The following is an 18,295-nucleotide window of genomic DNA, read 5'->3' as shown; positions in this document are numbered from 1 at the left end:
ATGGCAAAGCAGACGATCTTCGGGCGGATCTCGACCCTCGTCCGGGCGAACATCAACCAGCTCATCGACGACGCCGAGGATCCCCAGAAGATGCTCGACCAGCTCGTGCGGGACTACACGAACAACATCGCGGACGCCAAGACGGCGATCGCGCAGACGATCGGCAACGTCCGACTGCTCGAGCAGGACCACGAGGAGGACAAGCGAGCAGCGGTGGAGTGGGGCCAGAAGGCCGCCAACGCCTCCTCCGCTGCGGACAAGTACCGCACCGAGGGCAAGACGGCCGAGGCGGACAAGTTCGACAACCTCGCCAAGATCGCGATCGGCAAGCAGATCGCGGCCGAGCAGGAGGTCAAGGACGCCGAGCCGAACCTCGCCTCGCAGAACGAGGCGGTGGAGAAGCTCAAGTCGGGCCTCGCCGGCATGGAGCAGAAGCTCGAGGAGCTCCGCTCGAAGCGCGACAACCTCGTCGCCCGGTCGAAGACGGCCGAGGCGCAGTCCAAGGTCAACGACGCGCTCGGCAACATCGACGTGCTCGACCCGACGAGCGACCTCGGCCGCTTCGAGGAGAAGGTGCGCCGCGAAGAGGCGAAGGTCCTCGGCCAGCAGGAGCTGCAGTCGTCGAGCCTCGACTCGCAGTTCGAGAGCCTCGAGGACGTGGGCAAGGACGCCGAGGTCGAGGCACGACTCGCCGCCCTGAAGTCCGGCGGTTCGTCGAGCATCTGACGCGCTCCTCGGACGACGCCGGACCCCGCCTGACAGACTGGCACGATGCAGTTCCTCGTGGTCGGTCAGTGGCAGGGTTCGGCGTCGTCCCGTGCGATGCGCCTCGGGGACGGAGCCGCAGCGATCGCGGCCGACCTCCCGCGCGCGTCAACCACCGTGGTCGACGTCCCGGCGGGCGCCGGCGATCGTCTCGAGACGGCCGTCGCCCGGTACACCTCGGTGCTCTCGGTGGCCGAACGCGTCGCCGAGGAGACCACGGTGTCGAGCGAGCCGGTCCTCGTCGTCGGCGGTGACGGTGCGAGCGTGCTCGGCGCCACGGTCGGGCTCGGACCGGACACCGCCTTCGTGCGGATCGCGGGGTCGAGCGGCTTCCGGGCACTCAACCGCGCCCAGCCCGTCGCCGCCGAGACCGCCGTGCTCCGCATCCTCGTGGACCGCCCCGACGACCTGTTCCCGGCCCTCCCGACCCTGGCGGCCTCGTCCGTCGTCGTCGCCGGGGTGCGCGGGGTCGAGGACGCCGAGGCAGGTGCCCTCGACCGTGCCGGGATCGTGCACCTCGACGTCGACGCCGCCACCCCGGACGCGATCGCGGCAGCGGTGGACGCCACCGGTGCCCAGGCGGTGTTCGTGCACGTCGACCTGGACGTCCTCGACCCGTCCGAGGTCGACGGGCTGCTCGAGCCCGTCCCGTTCGGGTTGGACGGCGCCGGACTCGTCGAGCGCATCCAGGCCGCCACGCGCGGACGACGGCTGGCGGGGGCGGCCCTCACCGGGTTCGCGCCGGTCGACCCGGACCGCGCGGTCGACGACCTCGGCGTCATCCTGCGTGCGGTCGGCGCACTGACGAGCGCGTCCCGCACCGTCTGACGGTACCGGCACTCCCCCGCGAACCCGTTCTCCACGGGTACGCACCGCGCCCGGCATGACCCATGCCGATCCGCGTACGCTCGGCGACATGACGGACTACGACCTCATCGTGATCGGCGCCGGCGCAGTCGGCGAGAACGTGGCGGACTACGCCAAGAAGCGCGGCCTGTCGGTCGCCATCGTGGAGGCCGAGCTCGTCGGCGGCGAGTGCTCCTACTGGGCGTGCATGCCGTCCAAGGCCCTGCTGCGCAGCGGGCACGCGCTCGCCGCGGCGAAGCGACTCGACGGTGCGAAGCAGGCGGTCACGGGCGACCTCGACGCGGCGCACGTGCTCGCCCGACGGAACTCCTTCACCTCGGACTGGAAGGACGACGGCCAGGTCTCGTGGCTCGAGTCCGCCGACATCGACCTCATCCGCGGCCACGCCCGGATCACCGGCGAGAAGACGATCGAGGTCGACGGCACGACGTACACGGCAGCCGCGGCGATCGCGGTCGTCACGGGCTCGCTGCACACCCTCCCCGACGTCCCGGGGCTGGCCGACGCGACGCCGTGGGGCACGCGTGAGGCCACCAGTGCGCAGACGGTGCCCGAGAGCCTGCTCGTCATCGGCGGCGGGGTCTCCGGCTCGGAGCTCGCGACCGCGTGGGCGTCCCTCGGGGCGAAGGTCACGCTCGTTGCACGGCACGGGCTGCTCGGCGGCATGGAGCCGTTCGCGGGAGAGCTCGTCGCCGACTCCCTCCGCGAGCTGGGCGTCGACGTCCGCACCGGCGTGAACCCCACCCGCGTCGACCGCGACGAGCACGGCCTCGTCACGACGACGCTCGACGACGGCTCGACGGTCATCACGAGCGAGGTCCTCGCCGCGACCGGACGCGCCGCGACCACGAAGGACCTCGGCCTCGAGTCCGTCGGGCTGACCGCGGGCGACTGGCTGCAGGTCGACGACACGATGCTCGTGCAGGGCACCGACTGGCTCTACGCCGTCGGCGACGTCAACCACCGCGTGCTCCTCACCCACCAGGGCAAGTACCAGGCGCGTGCCGCGGGCGAAGCGATCGCCGCCCGACACCAGGGCACGCCGCTGCACACCGAACCGTGGGGTGCGCACGTCGCCACCGCCGACCACGCTGCCGTCCCGCAGGTCACCTTCACCGACCCCGAGGTCGCGAGCGTCGGCCTGACCGAGGCCAAGGCCCGCGAGCAGGGGCTGAACGTCCGGGCGGTCGAGTACGAGCTCGGCAACGTCGCCGGCGCCTCGCTGCAGGCGGACGGCTACACCGGGCGGGCGAAGATGGTCGTCGACGAGGACCGCGGGGTCGTCGTCGGCGTGACCTTCGTCGGGCAGGACGTCGCCGAGATGCTGCACGCCGCGACGATCGCCGTCGTGGGCGAGGTGCCGGTCGACCGCCTCTGGCACGCCGTCCCCGCCTACCCGACGATGAACGAGATCTGGCTGCGACTGCTCGAGACCTACGGCCGCCCGGAGTAGCGGTGCGGAACCCCCTGCTCGACTCCCCCGTGTCCCGGGCGGGGTGGGCGTTCGCGACCGCGGTCGGCCTCGCCGTCGGCGTCCCGCTCTCCACCGGGAAGGTGCGGGTCGTCGACGGGCTGATCGTGTGCACCGGGCTGCCGCGGTGGGTGTTCCGCCGCGGTGGCACCTGCGTGGGGTCGGTCTACCTCACGCGGGACAACGACGGCGACCGGGTGCTCCGGCACGAGCGGGTGCACGTCGACCAGTGGCGGCGGTACGGGATGCTCATGCCGATCGTGTACGCGTTGGCCGGGCAGGATCCGCTGCGGAACCGGTTCGAGATCGAGGCCGGCCTCGAGGACGGCAACTACCGCTGACGCGCGGCGCCCGCCCCGAGCGGGCGAAATCCGTCCCGCCCAACGCCGGCGAGCAGCAGGTTCCGCCCGGTCGGCAGACGCGAGCGGCGTGTCGTACCCGCTCGGCTGACCGGCTCCGGCCCAACCCGGTCCGGCTCCGGCCCAACCCGTGCCGAGCGGGCGAAATCCGTCCCGTTCGGCGCCGGCGAGCAGCAGGTTCCGCCCGCTCGGAGTACGCGAGCGGCGTGTCGCGCCCGCCCGGGGAGCGCCCCGCCCGGAAGGAAGTGCATCCGAAGCCACCGCCGGACGGGAGGCTCGGCTCAAGCCCGCCCCGCGCCTCCCGTCCGACGGTCGCACCGCACCGGACGCGCCGCCCCGAGCGGGCAGAATACGTCCGGTTCGGCGCGGGCGAGCGGCAGGTTCCGCCCGGTCGGCAGACGCGAGCGGCGTGTCGTGCCCGCTCGCGGGCGCGCGGCGCGCCCCGGGCGCGCCGCGCGTCAGGCCGCGGGGCGCCGCGGCACCACGAGGGGCGTGCCCGTCTCGGGGTCGGCGACGACCACGCACGGCAGCCCGAACACGTCCTCGACGAGGTCGGCCGTCACCACCGACGCCGGCGGCCCCGACGCCACGATCGACCCGTCACGCATCGCGATCACGTGCGTGGCGTACCGCGCCGCCTGGTTGAGGTCGTGCAGCACCGCGACGACGGTCCGACCGGCCGCGTGCAACGCCGACGCCAGCTCGAGCACGTCGTACTGGTGCGCGATGTCCAGGAACGTGGTGGGCTCGTCGAGCAGGACGATGTCGGTCTCCTGCGCGAGCACCATCGCGATCCACACCCGCTGTCGCTGCCCGCCGGACAGCTCGTCCACGCTGCGGTCGGCGAGCGACACGGTCGACGTCTGCTCGAGCGCGGCCTGCACGGCCCGCCGGTCCGACCCCGACGAGGGGTGCAGCAGGTCCTGGTGCGGGAACCGCCCCCGGGACACCAGGTCGCGCACGGTGATGCCGTCCGGCGCGATCGGGGTCTGCGGGAGCATCCCGACGCGGCGCGCGACGGCCTTCGGGCGGAGGGACGAGATCGGCGACCCGTCGAGGTACACGGTGCCGGCGGTCGGCTTGAGCGTCCGCGCGAACGACTTCAGCAGCGTCGACTTGCCGCACGCGTTCGGTCCGACGATGACGGTGAGTTCACCGTCCGGGATGTCGACGTCGAGCGCGGACACCACGACCCGGTCGTCGTACGCGAGCGTCAGCCCACGGGCCCCGAGCGCGGTCGCCGGGACCGACGAGGCAGCCCAGGCGCCGTCGACGGAACCGGTCAATTCTCGGCCTTGCCGTGCCGCCAGTACCCCATGAACGCGACCTGCTTCCGATCGAGCCCGACACCGCGCACGAGGTGCCGACGGAGTTCCTTGACGCACCCGGCTTCGCCCGCGATCCACGCGTAGACGGGCCGCGGCTCGTCGCCGGCCGGGATGTCCCAGAGCACCTGCTCGTCGACGTCGACGTCCGCGAGCTCCCCCGCGTCGCCGCACGCCGGCCCCGCCGCGACGGTCGACGCCCACGCGTGCACCTGGTCGGTCATCCGGACGCCGTGCGAGGCGCCGTTCCGGGCGATCCAGCGGACCTCGACCCCGGCGGGCGCGGACACCGGCAGCCGATCGGCGTCGGTCGGGACCTCGATGAAGACGTGGCCGACGGTGGCGACGTCGAGCGCCTCGAGGATGGCGCAGATGGCCGGGGCGGCGGTCTCGTCGCCGGCGAGCAGGATCCGGTTCGCGGCGCCGGGGTCGAACTCGGCCGCACCGGTCGGGAGCTCCGCGGGCGACGACGGCACCGCCGGCCCGACGATGCGCAGTTCGTCGCCGACCCGGCACGCCGAGACCCAGCGCGAGGCGGGTCCGGTGTCGCCGTGCGCGACGAAGTCGATGTCGAGCTCACGGGCGTCCGGTCGGAAGGAGCGGACCGTGTAGGTGCGGAGCGGGTTCCGGACCGCGTCGGGCAGGGCACGCCAGGCGCCGTACCAGTCCTCGCCGTCGGGCAGGTCCGTGAAGCCGTGCCCGGGGATCGGCAGCACGATCTTGATGCGCTGGTCGAGGCCGACGGACGAGAACTCGGCGAGGGCGTCGCCCGTCAGGGTCACCCGGACGAAGTGCGGGGTGAGGGACGTGACGGCTGCCACGCGGACGGAGAAGACACGGTACCGGGCTGCCACGACGGCAAGTATGGCATGCCTTACCTAAGAGACCCAAGGGTCCGCACGGTGCGAGGATCGTCCCCGTGCCCGATGCCGACGACGAATTCGCAGACCTGGCCGACCTCGCCCACGCGAGCGGCGTGACGGCGCCGATGCGCGCCTCCAGGCAGGTGGTCCGCACCACCGACGGACAGGAGATCGCCGCGATCCGCTGGGACACGGCGGACGGCCAGGAGGCGCGGATCACCTACCTGCACGGGCTCGGCATCGACGCCCACAGCTTCGACCAGACCGCGCTCGCCGTCGGCGAGCCGGCGGTCGCCGTGGACCTGCCCGGCCACGGCCGGTCCGGGTGGCGCGACGACGCGGACTACGGGGCCGGCGCGACGGCACCGGGCGTGCTCGCGGCCCTCGACGCGCTCGGGGTCCGGCCGGGGATCGTCGTGGGACACTCCCTCGGCGCGATCCTCGCCGCCCGACTGGCGGCGACCGCACCGGAGCGCGTCACCGGACTCGTGCTCGTCGACATGTCGCCGGACTTCGCCCAGCGAGCCGTCGACCGGATCGCCCGCGCGCTCGAGGCCGAGGAGCCGTTCACGTCGCTCGAGCAGGTCGTCGACCGCGCCGTGGAGGCCCGCGTCGGCGACGACCGCGCGGTGCTCCTGCGCGAGGCCCGGCACACCACGCGACTCGGAGCCGACGGGCGGCTCGTGCGGCGCCACCACTTCCCGCACCTCCCCGCCGGACGCACCTCGTCGGTGGGGCGGTTCGCGGACGCGTGGCCGGACCTCGAGGCCCTCGACGTCCCGATCCTGCTCGTCCGCGGCGACCGCGGCTACGTTTCACCGAAGCTGCACGCGCAGTTCGCCGAGCGCCTGCCCGACGCCGAGATCGTCACGGTCGAGGCCCGGCACGCGGTGCAGAACCAGGCGCCCCTCGAACTGGCCACGGCGATCCGGGCATGGGCGGAACGTAACGGTTTGTTGCACCGGATCGAAGAACCGTCGCCGGAGCACCCCGGCCGCCGCTAACCTCGTGCAAGCGCGCGCGACGACCGTCGCCACCGCGCCGGAAGGAACCCACCACCCATGAGTCCGCTCCCCGCCCGCAGCACCTCCCGCCTCGGCCGCGCGGCCCTCGCCGCCACCGCGGTGGCCGTCGCCTCGGCCCTCGTGCTGACCGGCTGCTCCGGATCCTCGAACGAGGACGGCGGCACCGACGCCACCGTCCGCGTCGGTCTCGTCCTCGAACCGACGAGCCTCGACATCCGCACGCAGTCCGGTGCCGCACTCGACCAGGTGCTCATCGACAACGTCTACCAGGGGCTCGTCGGCCGCACGGCGGACGGCGACGTCCGCGACGTGCTGGCGTCGAAGCACGCGGTGTCGGACGACGGCCTGACGTACACGTTCACGCTGCGCGACGGCACCACGTTCCAGGACGGCAAGGACGTCACCGCGGCCGACGTCGTCTGGTCGCTGCAGCAGGTCAAGTCGAACGATTCGTACGTCGACTCCGCGCAGCTCGCGAACGTGACGTCGATCACCTCGCCGTCCTCCGGTGTGGTGGAGCTCAAGCTCGCCAAGCCCGACTCCGACCTGCTCTGGAACCTCACGGGGCGCGCCGGCCTCGTGCTCGAGAAGGCTGCGAAGAACGACCTGTCGGACACCGCCAACGGCACCGGTCCGTACGAGGTGTCGAGCTGGAAGCAGGGCGATTCGCTCACGTTCGAGCGGAACGCCGACTACTGGGGCACGAAGGCGAAGGTCGCCAAGGTCGTCTTCCGCTACATCACGCAGCCGTCCACCGCGGTGAACGCCATGGCGAACGGCGACCTCGACGTGCAGACCGCCGTCGACGGCACGCTCAAGAGCCAGCTGCAGAACAGCTCGGACATCTCGCTGCACACCGGCAAGACGACCGACAAGTACACGCTCGCGTTCAACGACCAGAAGGCACCCTTCACCGACAAGCGGGTGCGCCAGGCGATCCGTCAGGCGATCGACGCGAAGGCGATCATCAAGGCGATCGGCGGCACCGGCGTCGAGCAGGGCGGCCCGATCCCCGAGCTCGACCCCGGCTACCAGGACCTCACCGACATCGACGCGTACGACCCCGCGAACGCGAAGAAGCTCCTCGCCGAGGCCGGCCACCCGAAGCTCGACCTCACGCTGACGTACGCGAACATCTACTCGGCGACGATCGGCGACGTGCTGAAGTCGCAGCTCGCCGACGTCGGCATCACCCTGACGGTCAAGCGCGTCGACTTCGCCACCTGGCTGTCGCAGGTGTTCGAAGCACCGAAGAGCGGCACGCGCGACTTCGACCTGTCGATGGTGAACCACGTCGAGGCGCGCGACTTCGGCAACTGGGCGAACCCGGAGTACTACTTCGGCTACGACAACGCCGAGGTGCAGTCGCTCTACGCCGACTCGATCGCCGCGACGGACGAAGCCGCCAAGGTCGCCGACCTGCAGAAGGCGGCGCGGATCGTCAGCGAGGACGCCGCCGGCGAGTGGCTCTACACGGCGACGTCGATCACGGCGGTACGGAAGGGCGTCACGGGCTTCCCGTACGACGGCACGAACTCGCGCCTCGACCTGTCGAAGCTCGCCGTCAAGTGAAGCGGGCACGGACCACGGCTCCCGTAGCATCGGTGTCGTGACCCGGTTCCTCATCGGGCGGGTACTCCTGCTCGTCGTCGGCCTGCTCGTGGCCAGCGTGATCATCTTCGCGACGCTCCGGGTGCTGCCCGGCGACGTGGCGCAGATCGTCGCGGGCACCCAGGCGTCGCCGGCGCAGGTGGCCGAACTGCGCCAGCAGCTCGGGCTCGACCGACCGGTCGTCGTGCAGTACCTCGACTGGATCGGCGGGCTGTTCCGCGGCGACCTCGGGCGGTCCCTCGTCACCGACGGACGGGTCGCACCCGAGATCGCCCAGAAGCTCAGCGTCACGCTGCCGCTCGCGGCCATGTCGCTCGTCGCCGCGCTCGTCATCGGGGTGCCGCTCGGCGTGCTCGCGGCGGTGCTGCGGCGTCGCCCGGGCGGGGCCGTCATCGCCTTCGTGGCGCAGGCGGTCGCGGCGATCCCGATCGTCTGGGCCGGCATGCTCCTCGTGGCGCTGTTCGCCGTCACACTGCACTGGCTCCCGACGCAGGGCTTCCCGCTCGACGGGTGGGACGAACCCGGTCGGGCGTTCGCCGCGCTCGTGCTGCCCGCGCTGACGATCGGCGCCGTCGAGGGTGCGGTGATCCTGCGCTTCACCCGCTCGGCGACGCTCGGGGTGCTCGACGCCGACCACGTCCGCACGGCGGCTGCGATCGGGCTCACCCGGACGCAGGCGCTCGTCAAGCACGGGCTCCCGTCGGTGGCGCTGACCGTGCTGGCCGTGCTGGGCGTGCAGATCGCCGGGCTCCTGGTCGGGGCCGTCGTCGTCGAACAGCTCTTCTCGCTCCCCGGCGTCGGACGCATGCTCGTCACCGACGTCGGGCGTCGCGACATCACGAAGGTGCAGTCCGAGCTGCTCGTGCTCACCGGACTCGTGCTGCTCGTGGGCTTCGCGGTCGACGTCGTGCACCGCACGCTGGACCCCCGACAGCGCGAGGTGTCCGAGTGATCCGCCGTCTCCTCGCCCGGCCGACCGGGGTCTTCGCCGTGGTCGTCCTCGGCCTGCTCGTCGTCCTCGCCGTGGTGTCGCTCGTGTGGACGCCGCAGGATCCCTTCCGCGCCGACCCCTTCCACCAATGGGAGCCGCCGAGCCCCGCGCACTGGTTCGGCACCGACGCCTCCGGCCGGGACATCGCGAGCTACCTGCTCGCCGGTACCCGCACGACCGTGCTCGTCGCGGTGGGCTCCGGCGTGATCGCGAGCGTCGTCGGCATGGTCCTCACCGCGATCGGCTCGCTCACCGCGCGCTGGGTCCGCGAGGGCACGGCCGTCCTGCTCGACATCCTCGTGGCGTTCCCGACCCTCCTCACCGCGATGCTGCTCACCGCGATCGCCGGCGGGTCGCTCGGCGTCGTGATCGTCAGCGTCGGCCTGTCCTTCGGCGTCACGATCGCCCGGGTGGCCCGGGGGGAGATCCGCCGCATCGCCCGCAGCGACTACGTCACCGCCGCGCGAGCGTCGGGCGTGGGCGGTGCCGGGGTGCTGTTCCGCCACCTCGTGCCGAACGCGGCGCCGCTGTTCACCGTGCAGCTCTCGCTCGCGATGGCCACCGCGGTCCTCGCCGAGGCCGGGCTCTCGTACCTCGGGTACGGCGCCGGCTCGAACACGGCCTCGTGGGGCAGCATGCTCGCCGACCTGCAGACGTACATCGGCGTACACCCGTGGAGCGCCACCTGGCCCGGTGCGGCCATCGCACTGGTCGTCGCGGCACTGTCGCTGCTCGGCGACGCGGTCCGCGACGCGACGGACCCGCGCCTGACGACGAACGACCGCGCGGCCGGTGGTGGCGGACCCGCGCCCCGCACGCCGGACGACCCGGCCACGACGAACACGGGGGTGACCGCATGAGCGACGCGACCACTCCGGGCACCGCAGCCTCCGGGCTCGAGGTGCGGGGGTTGACGGTCCGCATCGACCGTCGGACGATCCTCGACGACGTGACGTTCACCGTGCCTCCTGGCCGCCGCGTCGGCGTGATCGGCGCGTCCGGGTCCGGCAAGTCGATGACCTCGCTCGCCCTGATGGGACTCGAGCCGACCGGAGCGACCGTCACCGGCAGCGTCCGGTTGGACGGCACCGAGCTCGTCGGCCTGCCCGACCGTGCGCGCGCCCGCCACCGCGGCGCCGGCATCGGGATGGTCTTCCAGGAACCCGGCACCGCGCTCGACCCGCTCCGCCGGGTCGGCGCGCAGATCGCCGAACCGCTGCGGCTGCACCGCGGACTCGACCGGCGTGCCGCAGCGGCTGCCGCGCTCGACCTCGCCGTCAGCGTGGGCCTGCCGGATCCGGAGTCGCTGCTGCGGCAGTACCCGCACCAGCTCTCGGGTGGGCAGCGCCAGCGGATCTGCATCGCGATGGCGATGGCCGGTCATCCGTCCTACCTCGTGGCCGACGAACCCACCACGGCGCTCGACGTCACGACCGAGGCGCGGATCCTCGAGCTGTTCGAGGGCCTCACCGCGGGCATGGTCTTCGTCACGCACGACCTCGCGGTGCTCGCCCGGATCGCGGACACGGCCGTCGTGCTCGACGCCGGCCGGGTCGTCGAACACGGGTCGGTCGCAGGACTCCTCGCGGCGCCGCAGCACCCCGCGACGGCCGCCCTCGTCGACGCCGCCCGCGCCACCGCCCGTCGTGCCCCTCGGACCGGAGGCTCCGCATGACCGACGTCCTGCACGCCCGCGACCTGCACCGCACCTACCGACTCCCCCGCCGCGGCCCGTTCGAACCCGGGCCCGTCCGGACCGCGGTGGACGGCGTCGACCTGACGGTCGCGTCCGGCGCACGCCTGGGGATCGTCGGCGAGTCCGGATCGGGCAAGTCGACGCTGGTGCGGCTGCTCGCCGGCCTGGAGGCGCCTTCCGCCGGCACCGTGACCGCCTCCGGTCGTCCGGTGGTGGCGTCCGGGTCCGCGGCCGCGATGCGCTGGTTCCGTCGCGAGACCGGGGTGGTCTTCCAGGACCCGTACGCCTCGCTCGACCCGCGGATGCGCGTGGGCGCGATCGTGGCCGAGCCGCTGCGGGCACTGCGGATCGACGGTTCGCACGACGCGCTCGTCCGGGACGTCCTGGAGCGGGTGGACCTCCCCGCCGACGTCGTCGACCGGTACCCGCACGAGTTCTCCGGCGGCCAACGGCAGCGCATCGCGATCGCCCGGGCCGTCGTGCACTCGCCGCGGATCCTGTTCGGGGACGAGCCGATGAGCGCCCTCGACGTGGTGGTCCGGGCCCGTGTGATCGAGCTGTTCCGGTCGCTCGCGGACGACCTCGGGCTGACGCTGGTGCTGGTGTCGCACGACATCGGCGTGGTGCAGCGGCTGTGCGACACGGTGGCGGTGATGTCCGCGGGGCGGATCGTCGAGCACGGGCCGGTGTCCCTGCTCGATGCGCCGGAGCACCCGGTGACCCGGGCCCTGGTGGAGGCTGCGCCCACGCTGCCGTAGCGCCGGCCGTGTGCGACTCCTGTTCGACTGGGCGGGAGTCCTTGCCCACTGTGCGGGACCCTCGGGAGCATCGACGTGCATCGATCGCTTCTCGAAGGGGAGAACGCATGAGCACGTCGAACGACATCACCAGACGGACGGCACTCGGTCTCGGCATCGTCGCCACCGCATCGGCCGCGAGCGGGGTCCTCGGACCGGGGCACGGCCGACCACACCTCGCCGCCACGGTCACGAAGGAGTTCGCGGCCGACACGACCACGCTGCTGAAGAACCCGCTCAACGGATGGGCGCTGTACGGCTCGTCCACCCCGGCGGCGGACTACTGGACGCAGTACGACGACGTCCCGCTGCCCGACGGCACCACGATCACCGTGTCCGACCACGCCTCGGTGCTGTACATGCGGGTGTCGTGGACGATCCTCGAACCGTCAGAGGGCGTCTACGGATGGGACACGAACGCTGCCTTCGCGGGCATCCTCGCCGAGGCCCGCCGTCGGGGACTCCGGCTGGCGTTCCGCGTGGTGGTCGACAGCCGCGACAAGGCGTCGAACTTCACGCCCGACTGGGTGCGGGCCGCGGGTGCCTCCGGGTACGAGACGCAGACCGGCAGCAAGACGGTCTGGTCGCCCTACCCGGACGACCCGGTGTTCCAGGCGAAGTACGCGGCGTTCGTCGCCGCCTTCGCCGCGCAGTACGACGACCCGGAGACGACGGACTTCATCGACGGGTACGGCCTCGGCAAGTGGGGCGAGGGACACTCGATGCTCTACCGGGACGCCGCGAACCGCGAGCCCGTGTTCGACTGGATCATCGACCTGTACCAGCGGCACTTCACCACGGTGCCGCTGGCGCTGAACTACCACCGGATGATCGGCGGCGGGAAGGACTGGGGTGCGCCGGACCCCGAGAGCGAACGGATGCTCGACGGCGCGTACGAGAAGGGGTACGTCCTCCGCCACGACGCCTTCGGGATGACCACCTACTACTCCGACTGGGAGAGGTCGATGGCAGCGAAGTGGCGGTACCGGCGCCCGATCATCATGGAGGGCGGGTGGGTCACCGCCCAGCACGACGTCACGCAGGACCCCCGCGGCTACGAGACGGTCGCCGACGTGCGGCAGGGCGAGTTCGACGACTCCGTCGAGGCCCACGTCAACATGATGGACTTCCGGAACGGCGAGACACTCTCGTGGTTCGCCGCCGAGACCGCCCCGCTCACGCAGCGCTTCGACGCCGAGGGCGGGTACCGGCTCTACCCGTCGAAGGTCGTCGCCCCGGACGCGCTCCGTGCCGGCGGTACCGCTGCGATCACCCACGAGTGGACGAACCTCGGGTGGGGCTTCCTGCCGACGAACCTCCCGGTCTGGAAGCACAAGTACAAGGCCGCGCTCGCGCTGCTCGGCGCGGACGGAACGCCCGTCCGGGTCGTCGTGGACGCGGCGTCCGAGCCCTCGGACTGGCTGCGGGGCACGCCCACCGCGTACTCGTACACGCCGTCGGTCGCCGGCGTCGCCCGCGGCTCCTACCGCTGGGGCGTCGCGATCGTGGACACGACCCGGTCGGACACCCCGGCGATCGCGCTCGCGGCGCAGGGGACGACGACGAACGGCTGGCTCGTCGTCGGGGACGTCACGGTCTCCTGAGCCGTCGTGACCGTTCCGGTTCGCGATCCCCCGCGATCGCGAACCGGAACGGTCACGAGCCGGACTCGGTCAGGAATCCCAGCGCCTGTGCGACCAGCCGGCGGTGATCCGGCGAGGCGTACGACGCCCCGGCGTGACCGAGGCCGTCGTAGACCGTGACGCCGCCGCCCGGACGCTCGTGCACCCAGACCAGCGGGTGTCGGACACCGTCGTGCTCGTGGTCGACCAGGACCCGGACCGCCGCCGAGACCCGCTGGTGGGAGTACCGCTCGTCGTCGAGCGAGAAGTCGCCGATGCCCGCCGTGACCGGGTGCTGGTCGTCGACCACGTGCACGGTGCACGGTCCGGACGGCGGGTGCATCGTCGTGCCGCGCACCCACACGCCGCCGAGGGCCCGTTCCCAGTCGTCGTCTCCGGCGAAGGACGTCGACGACACGTGCACGACGAGCATCGGCACGCGGCTCGCGAGCAGCCGACGGAACCCCGGGTCCGCTGCGGGCAACGGCACCGGCAGGCCGTCCCGCGGCAGGCCGAGGTCCACGACCACGAGCGACGGCAGCGGGCCGACCCCGAAGGACTCGAGCGTCCGGTCGACGTCCGACGACGATGACAGCCCGATCCCCACCTGGGCCGCGATCGCCGTCAGCGCCGCGGTCGTCTCGTCGAAGGGGTGCCAGGGGTCCGTCCACCGTCCGACCCCGCCGAGCAGCACCGCACTCACGCGGTGGCCCGGGTGATGCGGACGGTGTGCGACCCCGCGCGGGCGGGCTCGCGTTCGACGAGCAGGACCCGGTGCAGCGCCGCGCCCCAGGCCGCCCGCAGCTTCTCGTCGTCGAGCTCGCGTCGCTCCGTGCGCACCTCGAAGCGCGCGCCGTCGACCGCCACGTGTGCCGGCCCGACGTCCAGACCGCCGGGGGTCACCACCGGTTCGTGGAGCGTCAACAGCACGAGCGTCATGACACCCGGTTCCGCGAACGCCCACTCGTCCTGCAGCTCGACGACCTCGGCGGCCCGGTCGAGCGAGGCGATCCGCACCGCGCGCACCAGCCCGGACGACGCGGGGTACGCCGCGGTCAGGTCCGTGGACAGGGTCGCTCGGTCGCCGTCGTCGGCGAACTCGGTGCCCGTGGCCCGGAACGACTCCCCCTCGTGCTGCTCGACCCCGTTCGGCCACGGCACGCTGTGCCAGCTCGACCGCATGGTCCAGATGCCGTACCGGTGCTCGGGCAGGAACGTCTCACGGCGGTACACCCCGACACCGGCGTCCACGACGACGGGTTCGCCGTCGAGCGAGACGATGACGGACCCCGCGTCGTTGTGGTTGTGGCTGACGGCGTTGTGGCCGCCCTTCGCCGACAGGAAGAAGGCGTCGGAGCGGGCAACGGCCACCTCGGTGCCGGGCAGGTACAGCGACGTGGGCATGCCCGGCGCTGCGGGTCCGGCGTCCTGCCACCCCGGTGCCCGGAGCTCGGCGAGGGTGCGGCGGAAGAGCGCTGCGAGCTGCCCGTCGAACCGCAACGCGTGCCGGCGCCCCATCCACCGGGCGTGCTGCACGACCTCGTCGTCCCCGACGCGTGCACCGAACCGGGCCAACAGGTGCCAGTTCGCGTTCTCGGGCAGCACCGGCGACCCGTCGGAGTGGTTGACCTGGCGGTGGGCGTCGATCTGCATGCCCATCGGGAACCGTGCCGTGGCGGCCACCGGGTCCACCACGAACCCGTCGAAGGCCCCGTCGGTGAGCTGCTCGACGAGGTCGAGGGCCTCGAACAGCGTCGCACCGGCCCACCACCAGTAGGTCGCGCCCTCGTCGCAGCTGCCGTCGGCGTCGTACCCGGCCCGGAACCGGTCGAGGATGACGAGCGCGCGGTCGATCGTCGCCCCGAGTCGCCCGGCGTCGGGCTCCACCACGGCAGCACAGACGAGCACGTTCGACACGATCCACGGCGCCCAGTTGTTGGGCGGCCCGTCGACCCCGTGCCAGAAGTACTCCTCGCGTTCCCACGGGTCCAGGACGCGGCGGCGGACCTCGTGGTGCACGTGGGCGCGGATGCCCGGCGCTTCGCGTTCGAGCCGCTCACCGGCGATCGCGTCGATCGCCGCCAGCATGCCGCCGACGTACGCGTCCGACAGGTCGAGCACGTCCCGGCCCGGCACCGGCAGGAACGGCCGCTCGCCGCTCTCCGGCAGCGCGTAGTGCGACGGCAGGCACCACGCGCGCAGTTCGCAGATCCGCCAGACCTGGTCGGCGAGGACCGTCGCCCACTCGTCCTCGTCGGTCACCGCGAGCGCGAGCGCGGCCGAAGCGGCCGACTCGAGCAGGTTCCGCTGCGCGCGCTCGTACGGCTGCCGGTCGCCGTCCCGGCTGTAGCGCGCCCAGAGCGAGAGGGTCGGGAAGGCGACCGCGGCGGCGTCGCGACGGTCCCTCGCCACCGCGAGCAGCGCCTCCTGGTCCGCCGTCCCCACGTCGGCCCACGCGGCGCGGTCGGTGACGGGAGGCGCGGGTCGCCACGTCCTCGGTCGGAGCGCCCGGCGGGCGGTCGCGGTGAAGCGGTCGGTGAGGGTCTGGGCGTCGACGGTGACGGTCATGGGGGTTCCAGCGGTCAGGCCTGGACGGCGAAGCCGTCGGGGACGATGGGGTCGGTGAAGGCGCCGGTCGCGGCGAAGGCGATGGTCTCGCGCACCGCGTTCTCGGCGAGCCGGCGGAGCTCGTTGCCGAGTGAGCCCGCGATGTGGGGCGTGATGAAGGTGTTCGGCGTCGAGCGGAGGCGCGCGTCCGGCGGCAGGAGCTCGGGTTCGGTGACGTCGAGCACGGCGGCGAGGTCACCGCGGTCGAGTCGGTCGGCGAGGGCGTCCTGGTCGAGGATCGCGCCACGGGCGGTGTTCACGACGGTGGTCCCCGGGCGGAGCAGGCCGATGACGTGCCGGTCGATCATGCCCCGGGTGGACGGCAGCAGCGGCGCGTGCAGCGTGACGATGTCGCTCGTGACGGCGAGCGTGTCGAGGTCGACCACGGTGACACCGAGCAGCGTGGCCTCGTCGTCGTCGAGGTACGGGTCGCTGACGAGCACTCGGACGTCGTGTGCCCGGAGCCGCTCGATCACCGCACGGCCGACGCGGGAGGCACCGACCACGCCGACGGTGATGCCGTGCATACCGACGACCGGCCAGGACCCCTCGACGTCGACGGGCCCGGTGGCGGACCCGAGGGCGGCGGCGGTCGCGAAGGCGCGCTTGGCGGCGAGGACGATCATCGCGACCGTGAACTCGGCGACCGGCACGGCGTTCGCAGCGGCGCTCGAGGTCACCGCGATGCCCCGGGACCAGACGTCGTCGTCCACCACGGGTTTCACCGACCCGGCGGAGTGCGCCACGGCGCGCAGCCGCGGCATCCGGTCGAGGCGGCCCGCGTCGAGCTCCGGACTCCCCCACCCGGTCACGAGGACCTCGACCTCGGTGAGGAGCACGGCGTCACGCGGGTCGTCCGGGTCGAGCGGGCGGTCGGCGATGAGCCGGATCGCCTCGGAGGCGTGGAGTGCGGCGAGGTCCCCGTGGTCGAACACCCGCGCGAAGGTCGTCTCCGGCATCACGAACGCGACCGGTACGCGGCCTGTTCCGGGCGGGGGCACGGGTTCGGACACCCGCGGTACGGCGCGGTGCGTGCGGGGGTGTGACGTCATCGTCGGCGGCTCCTCGTAGGCGGTCGGCGATCACCATGCCAGCGCCGCGCGGTGTTCGATGTCAAGAACGGCCGCGCAAACGATCACGAAGCGAACACCGGCGCGACCGAGGACCCGCGCACGCTCAGCGTCGGCGTCAGGGTCATGTGCCGTCGGGCGAACCCGGTCTGCGCCGTGGCCGAGATCCGCTCGAAGCACATCGTCGCCGCGAACCGGCCGACGTCGTTCTTCGGTGGCGCCACCGCGGTGAGCGGGACCCCGGCGAGCGCGGCGACCTCGTCGTCGTAGGCCACCACGGAGAGGTCGCCCGGGATCGTCAGGCCCATCTCGGTGACGGTCTCGACGAACTCCACGGCGTAGTGGTCCGAGTGCACGAACACCGCGGTGGTGCCCGTGTCGATGCAGCGTCGGACGAACGCCCGTGTGGCCTCGCCGACCGCGTGCGTCTCGTCGATCACCTCGACGGGTGCGTCGGTGCCGAGGCCGAGCTGGCGGACGCTGCGCTCGTAGCCGGTGCGGAGCTGCGGGGTCGTCGGGGTCTCGAACACGGCCATGCCGATCTTCCGGTGCCCGAGCGACGCGAGGTGGCGGAGGGCGATCCCGGCCCCGGCCTCGTGGTCGCTCCGGACGGACTCGAGCTGCGTGCCGACGGGTGCCTCGGTGAGGGAGCGCTCGACGACGACCACGGGCATCGGTGCCCGGTCGAGGAGTTCGAGGGTGTCGACGGCGTCCGCGACGGTGGTCGTCACGAGGAGCCCGTCGACCCCGGCCGCGATGAGCCGTTCGACCTGCTGTCGTTCGCGGTCGGGGTCGTAGCGGGACACCCCGAGGACGACCCGTCCGCCGAGGGCCTCGGTGCGCTCGGCGACGCCCGCGACGATCTTCGGGAAGTAGTAGCCCGGGTCGGGGACGACGAGTCCGAGGGTGAACAGCGCGCCGGGTTCGGTCGCGGTCCGCGTGGTCGGCTCGGGTCGCGGTGCCGGACGGTGCGGTGCGCCGGCGGTGGGCAGTGTCTCGACCGACACCGCGCCGCCGTGCACACGTCGCACGAGTCCGCGGTCGGCGAGTTCGGACAGGTCGCGGCGCACCGTCATCGCCGAGATCCCTTCGCGCGCTGCGAAGTCCGAGGCGGACAGGCTGCCGTGGACACGGAGTTCAGCCAGGATCCGTTCCTGCCGTCTGGTCGGGTGCATCGTCGCTCCCATGTTCGTTTCGTGTGCGGGTGAATACGCCCGCTTGACCGT

Annotated in this window: 17 protein-coding genes; 11 read left to right on the top strand and 6 right to left on the bottom strand. The window is 72.7% G+C overall.

What is annotated here, in order from left to right; all coding sequences use genetic code 11:
• The 4 genes from ACIPEP_RS12055 (at position 1) to ACIPEP_RS12040 (ending at position 3,444) form a co-directional block, all read left to right on the top strand.
• A complete protein-coding gene (locus ACIPEP_RS12055; protein WP_070416310.1) occupies positions 1-726 on the top strand; it encodes a PspA/IM30 family protein in 726 nt (241 codons plus the stop codon).
• Positions 727-771: 45 nt separating this feature from the next.
• Positions 772-1,593, top strand: coding sequence for an arginase family protein (locus ACIPEP_RS12050; RefSeq protein WP_071296230.1), 822 nt, complete (start codon positions 772-774; stop codon positions 1,591-1,593).
• Between the two features lie 88 nt (positions 1,594-1,681).
• A complete protein-coding gene (locus tag ACIPEP_RS12045; protein WP_071296229.1) occupies positions 1,682-3,085 on the top strand; it encodes an NAD(P)/FAD-dependent oxidoreductase in 1,404 nt (467 codons plus the stop codon).
• 2 nt (positions 3,086-3,087) lie between these two features.
• Positions 3,088-3,444 carry a Fe-S oxidoreductase gene (locus ACIPEP_RS12040; protein WP_175496070.1) on the top strand — a complete coding sequence of 119 codons (357 nt, stop codon included), beginning with the start codon at positions 3,088-3,090 and terminating at the stop codon, positions 3,442-3,444.
• A 476-nt stretch (positions 3,445-3,920) separates the two neighbouring features.
• On the opposite strand, the gene ACIPEP_RS12035 is transcribed toward ACIPEP_RS12040, so the two are convergent.
• Together ACIPEP_RS12035 and ACIPEP_RS12030 are read right to left on the bottom strand one after the other, a co-directional pair.
• Positions 3,921-4,748, bottom strand: a complete 828-nt coding sequence (locus tag ACIPEP_RS12035; protein WP_402717405.1) for an ABC transporter ATP-binding protein — start codon at positions 4,746-4,748, stop codon at positions 3,921-3,923.
• Positions 4,745-5,641 carry a siderophore-interacting protein gene (locus ACIPEP_RS12030; protein WP_336696577.1) on the bottom strand — a complete coding sequence of 299 codons (897 nt, stop codon included), beginning with the start codon at positions 5,639-5,641 and terminating at the stop codon, positions 4,745-4,747. The genes ACIPEP_RS12035 and ACIPEP_RS12030 overlap by 4 nt, the downstream gene beginning before the upstream one ends.
• Before the next feature lie 65 nt (positions 5,642-5,706).
• On the opposite strand from ACIPEP_RS12030, the gene ACIPEP_RS12025 reads away from it, so the two are divergent.
• The 7 genes from ACIPEP_RS12025 (at position 5,707) to ACIPEP_RS11995 (ending at position 13,374) form a co-directional block, all read left to right on the top strand.
• On the top strand, positions 5,707-6,654 hold the full coding sequence (locus ACIPEP_RS12025; protein ID WP_402717404.1) for an alpha/beta fold hydrolase: 948 nt from the start codon (positions 5,707-5,709) through the stop codon (positions 6,652-6,654).
• Positions 6,655-6,711: 57 nt separating this feature from the next.
• Positions 6,712-8,247, top strand: coding sequence for an ABC transporter substrate-binding protein (locus ACIPEP_RS12020; RefSeq protein WP_402717403.1), 1,536 nt, complete (start codon positions 6,712-6,714; stop codon positions 8,245-8,247).
• Positions 8,248-8,284: 37 nt separating this feature from the next.
• Positions 8,285-9,238 (top strand): ABC transporter permease, encoded by a 954-nt coding sequence (locus ACIPEP_RS12015; protein ID WP_071296224.1) that lies wholly within the window; start codon positions 8,285-8,287, stop codon positions 9,236-9,238.
• Positions 9,235-10,137, top strand: a complete 903-nt coding sequence (locus ACIPEP_RS12010; protein WP_402717402.1) for an ABC transporter permease — start codon at positions 9,235-9,237, stop codon at positions 10,135-10,137. Before ACIPEP_RS12015 ends, ACIPEP_RS12010 begins: the two co-directional genes overlap by 4 nt.
• A complete protein-coding gene (locus ACIPEP_RS12005) occupies positions 10,134-10,952 on the top strand; it encodes an ABC transporter ATP-binding protein (protein ID WP_402717401.1) in 819 nt (272 codons plus the stop codon). Before ACIPEP_RS12010 ends, ACIPEP_RS12005 begins: the two co-directional genes overlap by 4 nt.
• Entirely contained in the window at positions 10,949-11,731 is a 783-nt protein-coding gene (locus tag ACIPEP_RS12000) for an ABC transporter ATP-binding protein (RefSeq protein ID WP_402717400.1), read from the top strand. Before ACIPEP_RS12005 ends, ACIPEP_RS12000 begins: the two co-directional genes overlap by 4 nt.
• A gap of 107 nt (positions 11,732-11,838) precedes the next feature.
• On the top strand, positions 11,839-13,374 hold the full coding sequence (locus ACIPEP_RS11995; RefSeq protein ID WP_083294954.1) for a hypothetical protein: 1,536 nt from the start codon (positions 11,839-11,841) through the stop codon (positions 13,372-13,374).
• 52 nt (positions 13,375-13,426) lie between these two features.
• Here the strand turns inward: ACIPEP_RS11995 and ACIPEP_RS11990 are convergent, their stop codons facing one another.
• The 4 genes from ACIPEP_RS11990 to ACIPEP_RS11975 form a co-directional block, all read right to left on the bottom strand.
• Positions 13,427-14,095, bottom strand: a complete 669-nt coding sequence (locus tag ACIPEP_RS11990; protein ID WP_402717399.1) for a ThuA domain-containing protein — start codon at positions 14,093-14,095, stop codon at positions 13,427-13,429.
• Positions 14,092-15,960, bottom strand: coding sequence for a heparinase II/III family protein (locus tag ACIPEP_RS11985; protein ID WP_402717398.1), 1,869 nt, complete (start codon positions 15,958-15,960; stop codon positions 14,092-14,094). Before ACIPEP_RS11985 ends, ACIPEP_RS11990 begins: the two co-directional genes overlap by 4 nt.
• A gap of 14 nt (positions 15,961-15,974) precedes the next feature.
• Positions 15,975-16,958 carry a hydroxyacid dehydrogenase gene (locus tag ACIPEP_RS11980; RefSeq protein WP_071302536.1) on the bottom strand — a complete coding sequence of 328 codons (984 nt, stop codon included), beginning with the start codon at positions 16,956-16,958 and terminating at the stop codon, positions 15,975-15,977.
• A 176-nt stretch (positions 16,959-17,134) separates the two neighbouring features.
• Positions 17,135-18,244: a substrate-binding domain-containing protein gene (locus tag ACIPEP_RS11975; protein WP_402717397.1), complete on the bottom strand. Its 1,110-nt coding sequence runs from the start codon at positions 18,242-18,244 to the stop codon at positions 17,135-17,137.
• Between the last annotated feature and the right edge of the window lie 51 nt (positions 18,245-18,295).

It is taken from the genome of Curtobacterium sp. NPDC087082 (assembly GCF_044745045.1).
Classification (GTDB): domain Bacteria; phylum Actinomycetota; class Actinomycetes; order Actinomycetales; family Microbacteriaceae; genus Curtobacterium.
This window is presented reverse-complemented; position numbering and strand designations above follow the sequence as displayed.

What these genes read in the sequence shown, in the direction of transcription:
- ACIPEP_RS12020 (WP_402717403.1), top strand. Translation starts at nt 6,712, where the DNA reads ATGAGTCCGCTCCCCGCCCGCAGCACCTCCCGCCTCGGCCGCGCGGCC.
- ACIPEP_RS12005 (WP_402717401.1), top strand. Translation starts at nt 10,134, where the DNA reads ATGAGCGACGCGACCACTCCGGGCACCGCAGCCTCCGGGCTCGAGGTG.
- ACIPEP_RS11995 (WP_083294954.1), top strand. Translation starts at nt 11,839, where the DNA reads ATGAGCACGTCGAACGACATCACCAGACGGACGGCACTCGGTCTCGGC.
- ACIPEP_RS11980 (WP_071302536.1), bottom strand. Translation starts at nt 16,958, where the DNA reads ATGCCGGAGACGACCTTCGCGCGGGTGTTCGACCACGGGGACCTCGCC.
- ACIPEP_RS12045 (WP_071296229.1), top strand. Translation starts at nt 1,682, where the DNA reads ATGACGGACTACGACCTCATCGTGATCGGCGCCGGCGCAGTCGGCGAG.
- ACIPEP_RS12055 (WP_070416310.1), top strand. Translation starts at nt 1, where the DNA reads ATGGCAAAGCAGACGATCTTCGGGCGGATCTCGACCCTCGTCCGGGCG.
- ACIPEP_RS12000 (WP_402717400.1), top strand. Translation starts at nt 10,949, where the DNA reads ATGACCGACGTCCTGCACGCCCGCGACCTGCACCGCACCTACCGACTC.
- ACIPEP_RS11975 (WP_402717397.1), bottom strand. Translation starts at nt 18,244, where the DNA reads ATGCACCCGACCAGACGGCAGGAACGGATCCTGGCTGAACTCCGTGTC.
- ACIPEP_RS12050 (WP_071296230.1), top strand. Translation starts at nt 772, where the DNA reads ATGCAGTTCCTCGTGGTCGGTCAGTGGCAGGGTTCGGCGTCGTCCCGT.
- ACIPEP_RS11985 (WP_402717398.1), bottom strand. Translation starts at nt 15,960, where the DNA reads ATGACCGTCACCGTCGACGCCCAGACCCTCACCGACCGCTTCACCGCG.